Source organism: Brucella grignonensis, assembly GCF_002252505.1.
Taxonomy (GTDB): Bacteria; Pseudomonadota; Alphaproteobacteria; order Rhizobiales; family Rhizobiaceae; genus Brucella; species Brucella grignonensis.
On the sequence record NZ_NNRL01000151.1, the window covers coordinates 195,516 to 213,611 of the forward strand.

The following is an 18,096-nucleotide window of genomic DNA, read 5'->3' on the forward strand; positions in this document are numbered from 1 at the left end:
AAGTCTAGACATAGGCAGAGTGATCGTATTGACAATCTGCTTTGAAATTTCAGATCTGGTGACGGCTAAGGAGAAGAAAGCATGTATTTCCAATTGGGTAGCTTGATGACCGCAGGGTTGATACTTTTGACTGCGCCAGTGGCTGCCGAAACTTTCACGGTCCGCGATATCACGGACAAACAGGAGACATCAAAACGTACCGGTGATTTTGAAAAAGATCTGAAACAGCTGGGCATCGCGGCAAAGCTGACCTGCGATCTCCTGATCGGAACTCGGGGCGAATCTAACGACGAAAGCGTCGGCGCGGTTTGCGATATGAAGATCTCAGGCAAAGAGCCCACTTCCATCATGCTGTGCAACGACACGATGATAGGCAAGCTCACCATCAAAGCTTTTGGTTTCAGCAAGGTCAAAAGCGAACTCGCGGCCTTCACCGAGATGAACTGCCGACCGGGTGGCTAAGACTATTCTGCCAGATCCGCATAGACGAGATAACGAAGCGGACCTTGTGTAACAGCATCAAAGGGATAGCAGGTCGCAAGAACCAGATGAGAGCCGGATGCATGGACATCGATCTGCGCTTCATCCCAACGCGCAACGCTCATCTGAGTGGCACGATAGGTGTATGTTTTACCGTCAGTGCGGGTAATACGAATAAGGTCGCCTTTCTCGACATCTTTGAGAAACGCAAAATGCGTGTCGCGATGGGCAGCATAAACCGCAGTTCCCTGTTCGCCAGCTTGCGGTGTGTTCTGCAGATGGCCAGGACCAAAAGCGAGAGCCTGTCCGCTTGCTCCATTAAGAGCGATTGTTGATGCAGCCAGACGTGGTGCTTCGATACGCGCTACCGGCCATGTGTCCGCCCATGCCCAAGGCTTAACCGTTTCACCTGTCACAATGCTCTGTGTGAAAGCACGTTCAAGAAGAATTTGAGCCGCATAGGCTTTGGCATGGATCCAGACGCCCTGACCGAGAAGAATGAAACCGCAGGCCATAACGACGATCGACAGAAGGGAGAGGGGGGAGCGCAACCATGTGCGCTCCTTTGCCTTTGTGTTTCGTGCAACAATGACATTCATCATGCATTCTCCTTGCGGCGTGAGAACCAGAAGATGAGAAACCCGATGAACAGAACGCCCAATCCCTGAAGCATGTTAAGCGTTGCCGGGGTTGCGGTTTGCGGCAGCGGCATTGCGGGTGCTGAAGCATCGGGCGATGCTGGACGATCATTGTTTCGAACCAGTATCTGTTCCTGACCATCAGCATGATCAAGCACATTACGGTCTGCACGAATACCGAACAGCGCATCAAAATCCCAACCGGCAGGAAGCTGCAAAGGAATGTCGGCGCGGGTGAGTGGGGTATTTGCTGGACGGCTCGGTGTCTGATCGACGGCAACAAGGCTTGTAAGACGTGTTACCAGATGGTGCTCTAGCGCGAGGCTGAGAATCCGTGTATCGGCTGCCAGTCCTGTAATCTTGCCAAGCTTCATTTCCACCTCAGCATCATCGATCTTGCGGCGCGCCCAGATCCTGGAAATGCCTTCTGCCGGGCTTGCCGCATCAAGCAGTAAGGTCACTGTCCATGGGCGACGTCCAACTGTACCTTCAATTGTAATGGTGCCAGTTGCCTGTTTTGTGCGGGCGGCGATCACCAACGGTTCGCCCTGATAAAGATCGGGAAGAAGTCCTGGCGTCAGATTGACACCCTCTTGCGAGAAGCTGGCTTTTACGTTGGTGACGACCGGGTTTTCGAGCTTAGCGAACAGTTCACGCATGCGCTGGTCGACCTCTTCAACAGAGCCGATGTGTGTAAAGGTGCCACGACCAAGTTCAGAGGCCTTGTTCATCAAATAGGTGTTGGGTGCCGAACCAATACCGACCATGAAGAGGCGGGAGCGATCCCGGCGTGATGCGATGACATCAAGCATTTGCTGCTCGTTGCTGATCTCGCCATCGGTCAGAAACACGATCTGGCGCAAACCGTCTTTCTGGTGGCTGTCATCAAGAGCCGCGTGCAATGCGGGCAGCATTTCTGTTCCGCCGACTGCGTCAAGCGTGGCCACATATTCGCGGGCATCGGTAATATTGAGTGGCGTAGCAGGGACTGAGTCATCGAAAACCTTGGTCAAAGTGTCATCGAAACGAATGACGTTGAAACGGTCGCTGGGCTTCAAGCGGGAGAGGGCGTAATCGAGACTGGCTTTGGCCTGCTTGATCGAAGTTCCGCCCATCGAACCTGAATTGTCGATGACGAACACGATTTCTCGTGACTGATTTGCAGAGCTTTTGACAACCGGCGGCGTGACATAGGCCAGCACATAGTCGTCATTTCCCACGCGTTCGCGAAACAGGCCGACATTGGGCATAGCGGTTTCAGCAGTCTGCCATTCGAGAACGAAATCGCGATCGGCCGCAGCTTTGCCATCCAGAACAATTTTTGATGTCTGCTCGCCCTGCTGGTCGATTTTAATAGCATGATAAAGGCTCTTGATATTGGCGGCGGGGAAACCGGGCTTGAGATTGATAGTGATCGTCACCGGATTGGTGCGGTCTTCGCCCGGCATCACGATAGGCGTTTCAATGGCGCCATTGTCGGGACCATGGGTTGGTTCCGTTTTCTGCTGTCCCCAGCCACTCTGAATATCTGCGGTTTCAATAATCGGGTCGTTATTTTCAGGATTATAGCGCGGCGCGACAACGAGCGGCACACGGAGAGAAAAGCGATTGTCGTTCAGGCGAACCGCCTGCTGATATTCAATCTGAATGACGACTTTTTCATTCGGACCGAGATTTGCAACTGCATTGGTAAAGATGTTGGGGCGCTGCTGTTCGATGAGAGCAGCCTTCTTGCCTTCGCTTTTGGCCTTCTCATAGATTTCGCGTGCTGCCTGTTTTTCCTTGATATCGGCAATGATGACCTTATCGCCGACGATCATTTTCAGGGAATAGACCGCACTGTCTTCGGGCAGAGGGAAGACATAAAGCCCTTCGACCCAGCCGCTGGTCGGGTTTTCAAAAACCTGACTGAGACGGGCGCGGGCGGTGGGGCCACTGACATCGATGTTGAAATCAGTGGCAAGCCGTGGCGCTTCGACATATTGGCCAGCTTCACTGCTCTGAAGGAGGAGGCTGCCGCTCTGCACGGCATTCGGTGTTACATAGGCTGGCTTTTCCGCACGGGCCGCAGCCACGTTGAGAAGCGAAAGAACAACAGCCAAGATTGGCAGTATCAGCATATTCACAAACCAGATGAGTTTGCAGAATTGCGAGAGGCTGATTGCCCTTGCGCTGTTATGGGAGTGTCTGAAGGCAGGCGACATTGTGCGCTCCTGTATCTATCGGATAACTGGAGACATTTTGCGCCGGAGTGCTGTTTCCTCGCCAGCGTAAGCTTTGCCAAGTTTTGTCCGTACTTTGCCGCAAGCCACCTTGCAGGCTCCACCTATGTGTGGAATTGTGAAGGAAAGTACGGATTCAGGAAGTTCTCATGTCTCAGCACGATGCGGTTTTGTCCGATCAATTGAATCTCCGCGTCGCTGAACGTGTGCGTGAGGAGATCGCACGCCGCAGGATTTCCCGCCAGCATCTGGCTGATGAGGCACGTATCAGTCTCTCGACACTTGAAAAAGCGCTCTCAGGGCACAGGCCTTTCACGCTTGCGACGATCATCCGGCTTGAGCAGGCGATGGGATTTGAACTGCGCGATCAGGCGGAAACAGAAAAACCAAAGCCTGCCGCGAACAACGGACATGCAGCGGAAGAACTTGGTGCCTATTCGCGCGTTGCCGTTTCCTGGCTTGAGGGAACGTTTCTCACTTTGCGTCCGTCATTCGGCAATCGAAACGACATCTTCGCTTATTGCACGGATATCAGCTGGGATGCCGAGAACACGCATTTGAAATTCGAGGAGCGCGAACGCACCGATACGTCGTTTTCACAGCATGGGCGAGTTTCTGTTCCACATCTTTCAGGTCATGTTTATCTTGTGACCAACACGTCCGGGCAATATCGGATGGCGGTTCTATCGCGCCCGAGTATCGCTGGCGAAATGTATGGAATTCTTACGACCTTGCGTGCGGGGCAGGGCGCACAACTGACGCCTGTGTCCGTACCTTTGGCACTGATCCCGATGAAGGTGTTTGAAACACCGGTTTTTGGCCGGGTATCCCCAGCTGACCTGCCTTATGGCCAGTATTCCAGTTTTATCAATAAGACGCTTGGTGATGGCTATGCAAGTTTTGTGACGTCTGAATAGACACGGCTCTGACTTTGCGCGACCACCGACCTTTATGGCCAACGCAGTTGCATAGGGGAAGGCAATATCGGTTTGAACGTGGCGTGGTGAAAACACTATCTTGCTGCGATCACGCCCGCGTGATAGTGGCGTCTCCTGCCAGATTTTAGGAGCATGCCATGGAACGACTGATCGAACGCAGCCTTTTCGCCAGTCGCTGGCTGATGGCCCCGATGTATATCGGTCTGGCCTTGGCACTGGTCATTCTGGTCTGGGTTTTCATTGTCGAGCTTTGGCGCTTTGCCCTGATCGTCCCTTCGATGACTGTCAATGACGCCGTTCTTGGTGTGCTGGCCCTGATCGATCTCAGCCTTGCAGCCAATCTGTTGATGATCGTGATCTTCGCAGGCTATGAAAACTTTGTCAGCCGCATGGATTTGGGAGATCATAAGGACCGTCCGGACTGGCAGGGCGAAGTCGATTTTTCGACGCTCAAGCTGAAGCTGGTCGCGTCCATCGTGGCGATTTCCGGTATCCATCTTCTCAAAGTCTTTATGGACGTTGCTAAATATTCCGCCGATCACATCAAGTGGATGGTCATCATCCATCTGGTTTTCGTGATTTCCGGCGTGCTTCTGGCGGCCATGGACTGGATTGCCAATCACGGCAAGACGCTGAAAAAGTCCAAAACGACGAAAGCCTGATCAGATGCCCATTGGGTCGGCTTCGCGCAGACGATAGCCGACGCCTGTTTCCGTCAGAATATAGTGCGGTTGATCGGGAGATTTCTCGATCTTCTGGCGCAACTGGCGGACATAGATGCGCAGATATTGCACATCGGCTGCCGGTCCCCAAACATGACTCAGAATATACTGATGCGTCAGCACCTTGCCCGCATGCTGCACGAGCAGGCGCAGGATTTCATATTCCTTTGGCGAGAGCTTTATCTCTGTCTCATCCAGCTTGACGATGCGTCTGACCAGATCGACCGACAGGCCATCGCTTTGAAACACTGGCTTTTCGCCCTGCTGATGCAACTTGTGACGCAGAGCAACGCGCGTTCTGGCAGCCAGTTCCTTCATGCCGAAGGGCTTGGTGACATAATCGTCCGCGCCTGTTTCAAGGGCGCGCACAATGCCCGCTTCATCGGTGCGGCTTGAAAGAATGATGATTGGCAGCGTCAGCCCCTGTTCGCGCCATAAACGCAGAACTGCGTGACCGTCCGTATCCGGCAAGCCAAGGTCAAGCAGAACGAGATCGGGCTTTTCGCTGTCCAGAAGGGCAAATGCTTCCTGTGCATTGGTCGCTTCGACCACAGCATAGCCTTCGGTCGTAAGCCCGACCCGCAACAATTTGCGAATGGGCGGTTCGTCGTCGACGACCAGAATTTTCGGCTTGGGGTCGTTCATGCGTTCTTGTCCGTTTCTTGAACCGGCAGCGGTATGGTTATTGCGAAACACGCACCGGACCCGTCAGCCCTGTTCCCGGCCCGAATGGTTCCGCCCATTGCTTCAGTAAAGCCACGCGCGATGGAAAGACCAAGACCGGTTCCTGCCTGCACATGATCACCCTTGCGCACGCGATAGAACGTATCGAAAATCCGTTCAAGATCGACATTGGGAATGCCGGGGCCATGATCGCTGATTTCGAGCATCACACGATCACGTTCGACATGCGCTTCAAGGGCGATTTCTGAACCTTGCGGCGCGTATTTTGCGGCATTGTCCAAAAGATTGAACAGCACCTGCTCGAACAAAACCGCATCGAGCCGCACCATGGGAAGGTCGGTTGGCACTGCCACCTCAACTTTGTGGTGCGCCAAAATCTTGGTGGCACGATGCAGCGCTGCGCCGACAATATCACCGAGATAATACTGCGACAGATTGGGCTCCATAGCGCCCGATTCAATCCGCGTCATGTCGAGCAGATTGGCGATGAAACGATTGAGCCGCTCGGATTGCTCGACAATGGTGGATAGCAATTCGGTGCGATCACTCTCGGGCAGCGAAGCAGAATAGTCGCGCAATGTGGTTGCCGCACCCATGATGCCTGCAAGCGGGGTCTTGAGATCATGCGATATCGAAGTGAGAAGCGCCGAGCGGAGCTTGTCTGCCTCTGCTGCAAGCTTTGCGCGCTCAACATCGCCAACAAGCTGTACGCGTTCGATGGCAATGGCCGCCTGATCACTGAGCGCTTCAAAAAGCCTTTGCTGTTCCGGCGTAAGAATTGGCCCCTGCCGATCATTGTCGAGACCGATCACGCCCACGGAAGTTCGCGCGGTTTTAAGCGGAAGATAAAGCCGCTTGGCACCGGGCAGGGTATCAGCCCCGCGTCCCGCTGGCAGTTCATGCTCCCAGGCCCAATGTGCGGCCGCAATATCGGCGTCGACAAGACTGTCATCCGGCGGATAGCCCGCACGAACGGCGATGCTTTCGCCTTCCGGCAACAGGATGACGACCCGTACCTTGAGCATGGAAGCGATCTGAAAGGCGGTTGCCCAGAGCACATCATCGAGCGAGCCGGTTCCTGCGAGCTTCTTACTGAAAAGATAAAGGTCTTCCGTCATATGCGCGCGCTGGCGTGCGGCGGTCGCTTGCCGCTGGACACGGCTTGCCAGATTGCTGGCAACGAAGCTGACTAGCAGGAAGAATAACAGCGCCACCACGCTTTCGGGATCGGCGATGGATAGCGTGTAGAGCGGGGAGAGGAAGAAAAAGTTATAGGCAAATGCGCTTAAAACCGAGACGAACAATGCTGGCCAGAGGCCGAGGGTAACTGCAACACCGAGAACCCCGACCACGAAAACCAGTGCGATGCTTCGCACATCGAGAAATTGATCGAGCAGAAGACCGACAGCAAGCGCGCAGACTGTGACAAGAGATGCAGCGAGATAAGGCTTGAGATTATAGCCGGTTGGATGGCTGACGGTTTTAATGCTGCGCGCGGAAGAACCAGCATTGTCGTGGTTCGCGGCGGCCGTGATATGAACGTCGATTGCGCCGGAATGGCGGATCAGTGCATGTCCGACGGAGCCTTCGATTGCCTCGCGCCAGCGCGGCTTGGCCGATTTTCCGGCAACGATATGCGTGAAATTATGCGTTGTGGCATAACGTACGAGGTCTTCGGCAATGCTTTGACCGGGAATAATGATGGTCTCGCCGCCAAGCTGCTCGGCAAGTCGCATGGTTGCCGCAAGCCGATCCTTGGCTTCATCGGAAAGATTTGCCGAACGCGGCGTTTCAATATGAATGGCGGCCCAAGGTGCCCGCATCCGATCCGCGAGTCGCCGCGCATAGCGGACCAGTGAAGCGCTGTTTGGACGCTGGTCGACCGCGACAAGCACTCTGTCACCCGCAGCCCATGGCCCCTGAATAGCGTTGGCGCGCATATGGGTCAGCAACTGCTCGTCAACCCGCTGTGCGGTGCGGCGGAGTGCCAGCTCACGCAAAGCAGTCAGATTGCCGGGAGAAAAATAGTTGCGAATGGCGCGTTTTGCGGTTTTCGGCAGATAGATTTTGCCCTGATCGAGCCTCTTTATGAGATCATCCGGCGTGAGATCGATCAGTTCGATATCGTCGGCCCGGTCAATGATGCTGTCTGGCACGGTTTCACGCACGCGGATGCGCGTGATCTGCGCCACCACATCATTGAGGCTTTCGACATGCTGGATATTGAGCGTGGTATAGACATCAATCCCGCGCGCCAGAATTTCCTCGACATCCTGATAACGCTTGGGATGACGGCTGCCCGGTGCATTGGTATGGGCAAGCTCATCCACCAGAACCAGCTGCGGCTGCCTTGCCAAGATAGCGTCGATGTCCATCTCGTCGAGCCGGTGGCCATGATAGGACACTTGCCTACGGTCGATGATCTCAAGCCCGTCGACAAGCGCTTCGGTTTCCTGGCGACCATGCGTCTCGACGATGCCGATCACCACATCGATGCCATCAGCCTTGCGGGCGCGGCCCGACATCAGCATTTCATAGGTCTTGCCAACGCCCGGAGCTGCGCCCAGAAATATTTTCAGACGGCCGCGCATTTCGCGCTCCGCCTGTTCAAGCAGCGCATCGGGGGAGGGTCTCATATCGCCAGCGCGAAGATCATCCGATACCAAGAGCAAGATCCTTGAAATGATAAGGCGGCGGGAAAACCCGCCGGTAGAGCGGTTCCGGGTTTAGCAGAATCGTTGGAACCGCTCTATTTCTTTGTTTTCAAGCATTATCCCACGCAAAGCCGCGATGCATTTTTGCTGGAAATGCTTTGATCTATTCTAATTACTACCCATTCTGTCCAGAACAAGATTGAGCTTCAGCACATTGACCACAGGCTCGCCCAGAAAACCAAGTTCGCGCTGCTCGATCTGCTGTTCGACGATACCGCGGAGGCTTGCCTCATCAAGTCCGCGTGCTTTGGCAACACGCGGCACCTGAAAAAGGGCTGCTTCCGGCGAGATATGCGGATCGAGACCACTTGCCGATGTCGTCACGAGATCAATCGGCACCTCAGCGTTGGGATTTCCTTGCCTGAGAGCATCCGCATCGGCTTTGATGCGTTCGATCAGCACCGGATTGGTTGGCCCCAAATTGGAGCCACCTGAACTGGCTGCATCATAGCCCTCCTTGCCGGCTGCAGAAGGTCGGCCATGGAAATAGCGGTCGCCTGCAAATTTCTGCCCGATCCGTTCGGAACCGATCACCTTGCCGTCTTTCTCGATCAGGCTGCCATTGGCCTGTTGAGGAAAGATGGCCTGCGCAAGACCGGTCATGCCGAGCGGATAAATCAGCCCTGTGATGGCAGTAAGGGCAACGATCATGACGAGGGCTGGACGAAGTTGTTTCAGCATTTTCTTATCCTTAAACCAGACCAAGAGCGACGATGGCCATATCAATGGCTTTGATGCCGATGAACGGAACAATGACGCCGCCAAGGCCATAGATCAGCAGATTGCGCGACAGCAGGGCGCCTGCACCGACGGGCTTGTAAGTGACGCCCTTCAGCGACAGCGGGATCAGCGCCACGATGATGAGTGCATTGAAGATGATCGCTGAGAGGATCGCGCTTTGCGGTGTTGCAAGACCCATGATGTTGAGCGCGCCAAGCTGCGGATAGAAGGCGAGGAACATCGCCGGGATGATCGCAAAATACTTGGCGATATCATTGGCAATCGAGAAGGTCGTCAGCGCTCCGCGTGTCATCAGCAATTGCTTGCCGATCTCAACAATCTCGATGAGTTTGGTCGGATCGCTGTCGAGATCGACCATGTTACCGGCCTCGCGCGCGGCAACCGTACCCGTATTCATGGCAACGCCGACATCGGCCTGTGCCAAGGCTGGCGCGTCATTGGTACCATCGCCGCACATGGCCACAAGCTTGCCCTTGGCCTGTTCCTCACGGATGAGTTCGAGCTTGTTTTCAGGTGTTGCCTGCGCCAGAAAATCATCGACACCTGCTTCTGCAGCAATCGCAGCTGCGGTCATAGGATTATCGCCGGTGATCATTACAGTGCGGATACCCATGCGACGCAGTTCAGTGAAACGCTCGCGGATACCGCCCTTGACGATATCCTTGAGGTGAATGACGCCAAGCAGGCGGCCATCCTTGCTGACTGCCAGCGGCGTTCCGCCGGATTTGGCTATCGTGTCGGCAATGGCTTGCAGTTCATGAACGGTCTTCTCATCCGACGTTGCATGTTTGAGCACCGCATCAACCGCACCCTTGCGGATCGATGATCCGTCAACATCGACACCGCTCATCCGGCTTTGCGCCGTGAAAGGCACGAAGCTCGCATTCAGGCTCTGCATGTCGCGGCCGCGCATGTCGTATTTTTCCTTGGCAAGAACGACGATGGAGCGGCCTTCCGGCGTTTCGTCGGCAAGCGAGGCCAATTGTGCGGCATCGGCAAGGGCCAGTTCATTCACACCGCTGACCGGCATGAAGGCGGTGGCCTGTCGATTGCCGAGCGTGATCGTGCCGGTCTTGTCGAGCAAAAGCGTGTCAACATCACCGGCAGCTTCCACCGCACGACCGGACATCGCAAGCACATTGAAACGCACCAGACGGTCCATACCTGCAATGCCGATTGCCGACAAAAGTGCGCCGATTGTGGTCGGGATCAGGGTCACGAAAAGGGCAACCAGCACGATGACGGGGATATAGCCGCCCGCATAGGAGGCAAAGCTCGGAATTGTCACGACAGCCAGAACGAAGATCAGCGTCATGCCTGCAAGCAGGATGTTGAGCGCGATTTCGTTTGGCGTCTTCTGGCGTTCAGCCCCTTCGACAAGGCTGATCATCTTGTCGATGAAGGTCGAACCCTGTGCTGCCGTGATGCGGACCTTGATCCAGTCAGACAGAACCTGCGTGCCGCCCGTGACCGCAGAGCGGTCGCCGCCCGATTCACGAATGACCGGAGCGGATTCACCGGTGATGGCTGCTTCGTTGACGGAAGCGACACCTTCGATGACTTCACCATCGGATGGAATGATGTCGCCTGCTTCAACGATCACCACATCGCCGACCTTGAGGCTTGTGCCAGGTACGGTCGTAAAGTCTTTCTGGCCTATATCACGGAGCAGTTTGGCCTGGGTTTCCGTGCGGGTGCGACGCAGGGATTCCGCCTGTGCTTTGCCGCGACCCTCGGCGACGGCTTCGGCAAAATTGGCAAACAACACCGTGAACCAGAGCCACAGCACGATCTGGAACGAAAAGCCGATATTGGCACCGCTGGTCGCGACGTCCTTCAACAGAAGAACGGTGGTGAGCAGCGAGACGACAGCCACGACGAACATGACGGGATTGCGCGCAAGGCTCTTGGGGTTGAGCTTGCGAAAGGCATCGCCGATGGCGGGAATGAGGATGCGGGCATCAAGCATGCCGGTTTTAACTACTTTTGTGGATTGGGACTTGCTCATAGGGAACTCCGGAAAAGCGGACCCAGAAATTCTGCAGCAAAGACAATCATCAGCACTGCTGCGAGGAAGAAGAGAATGATGTTTAAGGGGCTGATCATTGGAAGGTCTGCCCGTTGATCATTGCAAGATGTTCAGCCACAGGTCCGAGCGCCAGCGCCGGGAAGAAGATGAGGCCACCCACAACGAGAATGACACCGATCAGAAGACCGACGAAAAGCGGCCCATGGGTCGGGAATGTCCCGGCAGATTCGGGCGCTGCCTTCTTGGCAACCAGTGAACCTGCAATTGCCAGTGCCGGAACGATGACCAGAAAGCGGCCCATCAGCATCGCAAGACCGATGGTGATGTTGTACCAGGGCGTGTTGCCCGAGAGACCGCCAAAGGCTGAGCCGTTATTGGCTGTGCCAGACGTATAGGCATAGAGGATTTCCGAAAAGCCGTGCGGTCCGGGATTGGCAATCGATGCAAGGCCGGTCGGAATGACCGAGGCAATAGCGGTAAAGCCAAGGATCGACAGCGGCAGGCAGAGGACGGCAAGCATGGCCATCTTCACTTCTTTGGCCTCAATCTTCTTGCCCAGATATTCCGGAGTGCGTCCGACCATCAGACCGGCGACAAAGATTGCAACAACCACAAACAGAATGATGCCGTAGAAGCCTGCGCCCACGCCGCCGATAATGATTTCACCCAGCATCATGTTGATCATGGGGATCATGCCGCCAAGCGCCATCATGCTGTCATGCATGGCAATGACTGCGCCACAGGACGCGGCTGTCGTCACCACTGCAAACAGGGTCGACATGGCGATCCCGAAGCGGGTTTCCTTGCCTTCCATATTGCCGCCATCAATGCCAAGCGCATGGATCAGCGGATTGCCCGCAGCTTCTGCCCAGTAGCAAATGGCAACACCAGCCACGAAAAGCACGCCCATCGCGGCGAAGATCGCCCAGCCCTGCTTCTCATTACCGACCATGCGGCCAAACACATTGGTGAGGCTGGCACCGATCGCGAAGATCGCTACCATCTGGATCATGTTCGAGATGGCGTCTGGATTTTCAAACGGATGTGCGGAGTTGGCATTGAAAAAGCCACCGCCATTGGTGCCGAGCATCTTGATGGCAAGCTGCGAGGCGACCGGGCCAAGTGCTATGACCTGACGCGCACCTTCAAGCGTGGTGGCTTCGACATAGGAGCCGAGCGTTTGCGGCACGCCAAGTGCGACAAAGGCCAGTGTCATGAGGATGCAAAGCGGCAGCAGGATATAGAGTACGCAGCGCGTGAGGTCGATCCAGAAATTGCCTAGCGTCTTCATGGATTTGCGCGAGAAAGCGCGAATGAGCGCCATGGCAATGGACACACCCGTTGCGGCCGAAACGAAGTTCTGAACCGTGAGACCAGCCATCTGAGTGAGGTAGGACATGGTGCTTTCGCCGCCATAGTTCTGCCAGTTGGTGTTGGTCACAAAACTTGTTGCCGTGTTGAAGGCGAGGTCCGCAGGCACATTGCTCATGCCCATCGGGTTGAAAGGCAGAGAACCTTGCGAACGCTGCAGGAAATAGAGCAGCAGGAAGCCCGCGAGATTGAACAGCAGCATGGCGGCTGTATAACTCGTCCAGTGCTGTTCCTCACGCTCGCTTGTGCCCGCCAGACGATAAAGTCCCCGTTCGATGGGAACGAGAACAGGCGAAAGGAAGGTGCGCTCGCCATTGAAAACGCGCGTTATATAGCCGCCGAGCGGCTTTACGAGCGCGATGATGATCCCGCAAAAGATGAGGATCTGTATCCATCCATTGATTGTCATGGTTTTTCCCAAGCCCGATTAGAGCGCGTTTCGATCTGATTGAAACAGATCGGCGCTCTAAATCTTTGGTTTAACGCGCATCTTATCCGAAATTGGCTTCCCACTTTTCGGGATGCGCTCTAGGCTCAAATTAACTGCTTATTCAGAACCGTTCCGGACGTATCAGCGCGTAAAGAAGGTAGGCGGCAACAAAGGCCGCGACCAAAGCGCCTGCGATATACTCAATCAGCATGGCAGGTTCCTCAAAGCTTCTCGCAAAGACGCAAATAGCCAAACAGCATTACGAAAAAAGCGATGCCGATACCAAGAACGGCGATATCCATTGTCATTTTGATTGCCCCCGGCCTGATTGCCTGTGGGGCTCCCTGTTTCACGCGGGCATTATGCTGCCGCTGTGCATAGGGTTTCGAGAGAGGGGAAAAGGCCGAAAAATAAAAAAGTCATATATGTTTTGGCGTCGGATGTGCATGAAAACAAAAAGCGCGCAGCTGGTTGCGACGCGCTTCAGGTTTCAATTTTGCGATGCGCGTTATGGGTTCAGATCGTCAAAAGCCTTTGTGATCGCATCTTTCGGGCTTTTGCTGGCAATCAGGCTTGCCAGAAGAATCCGCGCCTGACCCGGACGCAGGGTCTGCGAATGCACAGCACCGGCTGCAACCAGGTCATGGCCGCCACCGCCGCCGCCATAACCCGGCACCAGCACGCCGGTCGGAACACGGCTTGAAACCACCACCGGGATATTGCGTTTCGTGCATTGCTTCACGGCTTCAACGATTGTCGCATTGGCATTGCCGGAGCCGAGAGCTGCCAGCACGATACCCTGGCACCCTGCCTGAATGCTGGCCTGAATATGCACGTCATCGCAACCGGGATGGATGGCAACAATATCGACCCGTGTTGCGCTGACCGATGCGGGCAGGCGGATTGCATCCGGTCTTTCCAGATCGCGAACCGACCGGAAAGCATCGGCGTGGTCACTGCTGAACTTGAATGCGCCCCATGCAGGCACGATCCTGCCGCCAAAGGCGATAAGCACGCCTTTTTCCGCATTGGCCGGGTCTGTTGCGAGATTGATTGCAGTCGTCAGATTGGATGGACCATCCGCACCGGGATGATCAGCGGTGAACTGCGCGCCGGTGAAAATCACCGGCTTGGAAAGATGGCGTTGCAGGTGAACGAGCAGCACCGTTTCTTCCATGGCATCCGTGCCATGCAGCACCACAATGCCATGAATCTCAGGATCTGCAATCTGCGCTGCAACCGCATCGGAGATGGTTTGCATATCGATCAGTGTCAGGCTGGATGAATCCTTGGCCATCAGATCGATTGGGCGCAGCCGTGCGCCGACATCGCCAAGGGTTGCAAGCAGATCGTCGCCATTGAGCGTCGGCGTGGCTGCGCCATCTTCCCCGCGCTTGCTTGCAATAGTTCCACCGGTGGCGATGACCGCCACCAATGGTTTGAATTGCGAATTATTCACTCTGCCCCTCAATCAGCTGTTTTTTGCGTCTCAGCTGCGCGTTCTGCCGCCAGACGATAGATTCGGTCACGCAGACCATACCAGCCAATAACCAGTGCGGGTACAATGATAATCAGCGAGCCGATGGTGTAGGAGCCGACCGGATAGTCTGCCGCCATCAGAACCAGAACGCCAAATAGGAAGAACAGCGTCAGGATGCCGGTGTAAGGCGCGCCGAACATACGGAAGTCCGGGCGGGCAATCTCGCCCTTGCGTGCGAGATGCCAGAGCTTGAGCTGGCAAAGGATAATCACGCCCCAGGCCGTGATGATACCGAGCGAAGCCAGATTGAGCGCGATTTCAAAAGCTGCGGCAGGCACAACCGCGTTGAGTGCAACGCCCAATGCGGTGACGACTGCGGTAACAGCAATGCCGCCATAAGGAACGCCGCTCTTGTTCATCTTGGCAAGTGCCGCCGGAGCAGAACCGGAGACAGCCATTGAGTGCAGAATGCGTCCGGTCGAATAAAGACCGGCATTCAGCGATGACAGAACCGCAGTCAGCACGACGAGGTTCATAATGATATCCGCACCCTGAACGCCGATCTTGCTGAAGAAGGTCACAAACGGGCTTTCGCCGGCCGAATAGAGTGTGTGCGGTAGCAGAAGGGTGAGCAGCAGAACCGAGCCGACATAAAAAACCAGCAGGCGGAAAACGACGGTACGGATTGCACCCGGCATGATCTTGCGTGGGTCTTCGGTTTCACCCGCCGTGGTGCCGATCAGCTCGATCGAGGCATAGGCGAAAACGACGCCTTGTATGATTACAAGGGCGGGCAGGATGCCGTTCGGGAAGAAACCGCCGCTTTCACGAATGAGATGGAAACCCGGTTGCTGACCGTCAATCGGTGTGCCGGACACGACGAAATAAATGCCGACAGCCAGGAAGATTACCAGCGACAACACTTTGACAAGGCTGAACCAGAATTCCAGCTCACCGAAAACCTTGACCGAGAGCAGGTTCATCGACAGCACGAGGATGAGCGCGGTCATCGCAAACATCCACTGGTCGATGCCTTCGAGCCATGGAACATAATGCTTGAAGAAATTCATGTAGAGCGCGACTGCGGTCACATCCGCAATCGATGTCATGGCCCAGTTGAGCCAGTACATCCAGCCAGCCGCAAAGGCCATCTTCTCGCCGTAGAATTCACGGGCATAGGAGACGAAGGAGCCGGAGCTCGGGCGATGCATGATCAGCTCGCCAAGGGCGCGCAACACCAGAAATGCGAAAAAGCCACAGACGGCATAAACGAACACAAGTGACGGGCCAGCCTGGGCCAGACGTCCGCCCGCGCCCAGAAACAGACCCGTACCGATTGCTCCCCCGATGGCAATCATCTGGATCTGGCGCGGTTTCAGCGCCTTGTGATAGCCGCGATCTTCTTCGGTGAAGACTTCGCGTTCGGCTGGGGTGGCCTTGATAAATTCCGTTGTCATTGCTCCTCCCTGAGAGCTCAGATTTGAATAAAGGCAATAGCTTTATGCAGTGCTCGCAACGAAGAACGGCAATCCCGAAGCTGTCAAAATACATGGGGCTCAAACGCGGCCAGGCAATGCATCTTCAGTTGTGCTTTGACGCATGTTTTTCTGGCAAGACCAGTTTCCCGCAGAACGAACCGGTCCTGACATGCCTCAATGGTCCTTGTTGAGCTTCTGTAAAGCTGCATGACAGGTTTTATGGAGGTCTTAACGCATATCAGAAAAAGCTAGTCAAGTTCACAAGTGTGTTGACGGTCGTCACGAAGAGGAGCATCCGGATCATATCTGTCTGACAACACTGCAGATAATGCAATCTGCCAATCGTTCAGGCAGACTCCAGTATCATGCGGAAAAGATCAATTCGGTGATCCCGGAAGTGGCCAATCAGACGGCTTTCGCAATCATCGGCCGCGATATGACGATCGCCATGGCAGCCGAATGCAGTCAGTTGTGGCTGAATGCGTTTGAGCCGATCCTCGTTTCACTCCGGTCGGATTATGCTCTAAAGCATATCGCGGAAAAGTGGGAACCGGTTTTCCGATACCAACATGCGTGAAAATAAAGAGATAGAGCGAGCGCGGTGCGTACGATTAGAGCGCGTTTCGATCTGATTGGATCAGATCGGCGCTCTAAATATTTGTTATAACGCGCATCTTTGTCCGAAAACCGTTTTACACTTTTCGGGATGCGCTCTAAATGCGCTCGTTCTAGTCTGATGCGCTTTTGTCCTCGGCCATGATGATGGTGACGGCCAGTTTCACCTGCCCGAGATGGCTTTGCATGGCAAGACGTGCCTGTTCCTCAGATCCGCTCTTGATGGCCTCGGCAATCTGGCGATGCTCGATGTTGGAAGCCTCACGACGACCGGCCATCAGATTGACAAGTTCAGACTGGCGCGAAAGTGCGACGCGGGCATCGGCCACGATTTTTGCAAACATGACATTGCCGGAAGCAGACGCAATCATGCTGTGAAACTCGGTGTCGAGCAGCACCCATTTATGCGGATCGGTCTGCTTGTCCATGCGATCACAGAGATCAATAAGCTTTGCCATCTGATCATCCGTGTGGCGGATTGCGGCCCAGCCCGCAGCTGGCACTTCGATGAAAGGACGGGCTTCAATAAGATCGCGGGCTGAATAGCCGTCATAGCTCAGTTCCGGTCCGGGGGCAGCTTTGAGCACATAAGTGCCGCTGCCGGTGCGTGTCTGGGTGAGGCCAAGTGTTTGCAATGAGCGCAAAGCCTCGCGCACGATGGGGCGGCTCACGCTGTATTTTGCGGCAAGTTGAGCTTCGGAGGGTAGGCGTGTTCCAACGATCAGCCGTCCGGTTGTAATTGCAGAGCGGATATCCTCGAATACGATTTCAGCCGCATTTTTCCGATTTACCGGCCTGCTATTGGCCAACCATTCTTTCACCACGCCAAACTCTCTCACTTCTATGCAACTTGTCTAACAGCTAGGCAATTTATGACAGTAGGGCAACAGTTGTTTCAGGCAACACGAATGTTTGACAAAGAAGTTAGGGCTACAGGGTGTGATAGCGTCCGTGATGATAAACGAGTGGTTCACCCTCGCTGGTGACAATCTTGAGCGTACGACCGATGACGATGGCGTGGGTATGACGCTCGATGATCTCTTCAACTTCGCAATCGATGGAAGCAAGCGCGCCTTTCAGTGCCAGCGCGCCGCTTTCAAGTGCATACCATTCCGCACCTTCATAGCGCGCCGCACCCTTCTCGCCATTCCGGCCTGCGAAACGGTCGGCCACGGCCTGCTGCTCACCCGAAAGAATGTTGAGACAGAAGCGGCGTTCGGCATTGAGTGTCGGCCAGACCGAGGCCTTCAGATTGATATTGACGATGATTGTCGGCGGTTCAACCGAAAGAGCGGTCGCAGATGTCACGGTTGCGCCGGTTTTCGCGTTTCCAGTTCCTGTGGTCAGGACACTGATGCCGGCAGCAAGCTGTCGCATCGCAGCTTTCAATTCATCCGCCGTGGCCGTACCGGGGATTAAATCGAGCGCTGCAGAGTTCAGTCTGTTGGGATGTGCCATCAATCATGCCAACCGGAAACCTTGGGAGCGCTTCCGGCCTTTTGTTTGGGGGATATAAATGTTGCGGCCGCATCGTATTCCTGGGGGAGGAGGGCG

General features: G+C 55.1%; 17 protein-coding genes. 4 read left to right on the forward strand and 13 right to left on the reverse strand.

The genetic code is table 11. The annotated features are described in order from the left end of the window. Nucleotides 1-81: 81 nt before the first annotated feature. Nucleotides 82-462: a hypothetical protein gene (locus CEV33_RS05545; protein WP_094539493.1), complete on the forward strand. Its 381-nt coding sequence runs from the start codon at nucleotides 82-84 to the stop codon at nucleotides 460-462. A 2-nt stretch (nucleotides 463-464) separates the two neighbouring features. Here the strand turns inward: CEV33_RS05545 and CEV33_RS05550 are convergent, their stop codons facing one another. Both CEV33_RS05550 and CEV33_RS05555 read right to left on the reverse strand, forming a co-directional pair. Next, nucleotides 465-1,079, reverse strand: coding sequence for a class GN sortase (locus CEV33_RS05550; protein ID WP_094539551.1), 615 nt, complete (start codon nucleotides 1,077-1,079; stop codon nucleotides 465-467). After that, nucleotides 1,079-3,322, reverse strand: coding sequence for a marine proteobacterial sortase target protein (locus CEV33_RS05555; protein WP_094539494.1), 2,244 nt, complete (start codon nucleotides 3,320-3,322; stop codon nucleotides 1,079-1,081). The genes CEV33_RS05550 and CEV33_RS05555 overlap by 1 nt, the downstream gene beginning before the upstream one ends. 167 nt (nucleotides 3,323-3,489) lie before the next feature. On the opposite strand from CEV33_RS05555, the gene CEV33_RS05560 reads away from it, so the two are divergent. Together CEV33_RS05560 and CEV33_RS05565 are read left to right on the forward strand one after the other, a co-directional pair. After that, on the forward strand, nucleotides 3,490-4,257 hold the full coding sequence (locus CEV33_RS05560; RefSeq protein ID WP_094539495.1) for a helix-turn-helix domain-containing protein: 768 nt from the start codon (nucleotides 3,490-3,492) through the stop codon (nucleotides 4,255-4,257). A gap of 158 nt (nucleotides 4,258-4,415) precedes the next feature. After that, on the forward strand, nucleotides 4,416-4,940 hold the full coding sequence (locus CEV33_RS05565) for a TIGR00645 family protein (RefSeq protein WP_094539496.1): 525 nt from the start codon (nucleotides 4,416-4,418) through the stop codon (nucleotides 4,938-4,940). Here the strand turns inward: CEV33_RS05565 and CEV33_RS05570 are convergent, their stop codons facing one another. The 9 genes from CEV33_RS05570 to CEV33_RS05605 all read right to left on the reverse strand — a co-directional run bounded on the left by CEV33_RS05570 (nucleotide 4,941) and on the right by CEV33_RS05605 (nucleotide 15,906). After that, nucleotides 4,941-5,645, reverse strand: a complete 705-nt coding sequence (locus CEV33_RS05570; RefSeq protein WP_094539497.1) for a response regulator transcription factor — start codon at nucleotides 5,643-5,645, stop codon at nucleotides 4,941-4,943. Further along, nucleotides 5,642-8,320 carry a sensor histidine kinase gene (locus CEV33_RS05575; RefSeq protein ID WP_235818372.1) on the reverse strand — a complete coding sequence of 893 codons (2,679 nt, stop codon included), beginning with the start codon at nucleotides 8,318-8,320 and terminating at the stop codon, nucleotides 5,642-5,644. The genes CEV33_RS05570 and CEV33_RS05575 overlap by 4 nt, the downstream gene beginning before the upstream one ends. 186 nt (nucleotides 8,321-8,506) lie before the next feature. Then, on the reverse strand, nucleotides 8,507-9,079 hold the full coding sequence (gene kdpC, locus CEV33_RS05580; RefSeq protein ID WP_094539498.1) for a potassium-transporting ATPase subunit KdpC: 573 nt from the start codon (nucleotides 9,077-9,079) through the stop codon (nucleotides 8,507-8,509). A 10-nt stretch (nucleotides 9,080-9,089) separates the two neighbouring features. After that, nucleotides 9,090-11,147, reverse strand: coding sequence for a potassium-transporting ATPase subunit KdpB (gene kdpB / locus CEV33_RS05585; protein ID WP_094539499.1), 2,058 nt, complete (start codon nucleotides 11,145-11,147; stop codon nucleotides 9,090-9,092). Nucleotides 11,148-11,241: 94 nt separating this feature from the next. Continuing rightward, nucleotides 11,242-12,948, reverse strand: coding sequence for a potassium-transporting ATPase subunit KdpA (gene kdpA, locus CEV33_RS05590; RefSeq protein WP_094539500.1), 1,707 nt, complete (start codon nucleotides 12,946-12,948; stop codon nucleotides 11,242-11,244). 142 nt (nucleotides 12,949-13,090) lie between these two features. Further along, on the reverse strand, nucleotides 13,091-13,180 hold the full coding sequence (gene kdpF, locus CEV33_RS05595) for a K(+)-transporting ATPase subunit F (RefSeq protein ID WP_036567035.1): 90 nt from the start codon (nucleotides 13,178-13,180) through the stop codon (nucleotides 13,091-13,093). A 10-nt stretch (nucleotides 13,181-13,190) separates the two neighbouring features. Further along, complete coding sequence (locus CEV33_RS24600; RefSeq protein ID WP_268875799.1) at nucleotides 13,191-13,322, reverse strand: hypothetical protein; 132 nt, start codon at nucleotides 13,320-13,322, stop codon at nucleotides 13,191-13,193. Between the two features lie 155 nt (nucleotides 13,323-13,477). Beyond that, nucleotides 13,478-14,428, reverse strand: a complete 951-nt coding sequence (locus CEV33_RS05600) for an asparaginase (protein ID WP_094539501.1) — start codon at nucleotides 14,426-14,428, stop codon at nucleotides 13,478-13,480. An 8-nt stretch (nucleotides 14,429-14,436) separates the two neighbouring features. After that, on the reverse strand, nucleotides 14,437-15,906 hold the full coding sequence (locus tag CEV33_RS05605; RefSeq protein ID WP_094539502.1) for an amino acid permease: 1,470 nt from the start codon (nucleotides 15,904-15,906) through the stop codon (nucleotides 14,437-14,439). Nucleotides 15,907-16,255: 349 nt separating this feature from the next. Between CEV33_RS05605 and CEV33_RS05610 the strand changes: the two genes are divergently transcribed. Further along, nucleotides 16,256-16,504: a hypothetical protein gene (locus tag CEV33_RS05610; RefSeq protein WP_374817392.1), complete on the forward strand. Its 249-nt coding sequence runs from the start codon at nucleotides 16,256-16,258 to the stop codon at nucleotides 16,502-16,504. Nucleotides 16,505-16,655: 151 nt separating this feature from the next. On the opposite strand, the gene CEV33_RS05615 is transcribed toward CEV33_RS05610, so the two are convergent. Together CEV33_RS05615 and CEV33_RS05620 are read right to left on the reverse strand one after the other, a co-directional pair. Next, complete coding sequence (locus tag CEV33_RS05615; RefSeq protein WP_094539503.1) at nucleotides 16,656-17,366, reverse strand: FadR/GntR family transcriptional regulator; 711 nt, start codon at nucleotides 17,364-17,366, stop codon at nucleotides 16,656-16,658. A 106-nt stretch (nucleotides 17,367-17,472) separates the two neighbouring features. Next, nucleotides 17,473-18,000, reverse strand: a complete 528-nt coding sequence (locus CEV33_RS05620; RefSeq protein ID WP_094539504.1) for a flavin reductase family protein — start codon at nucleotides 17,998-18,000, stop codon at nucleotides 17,473-17,475. Between the last annotated feature and the right edge of the window lie 96 nt (nucleotides 18,001-18,096).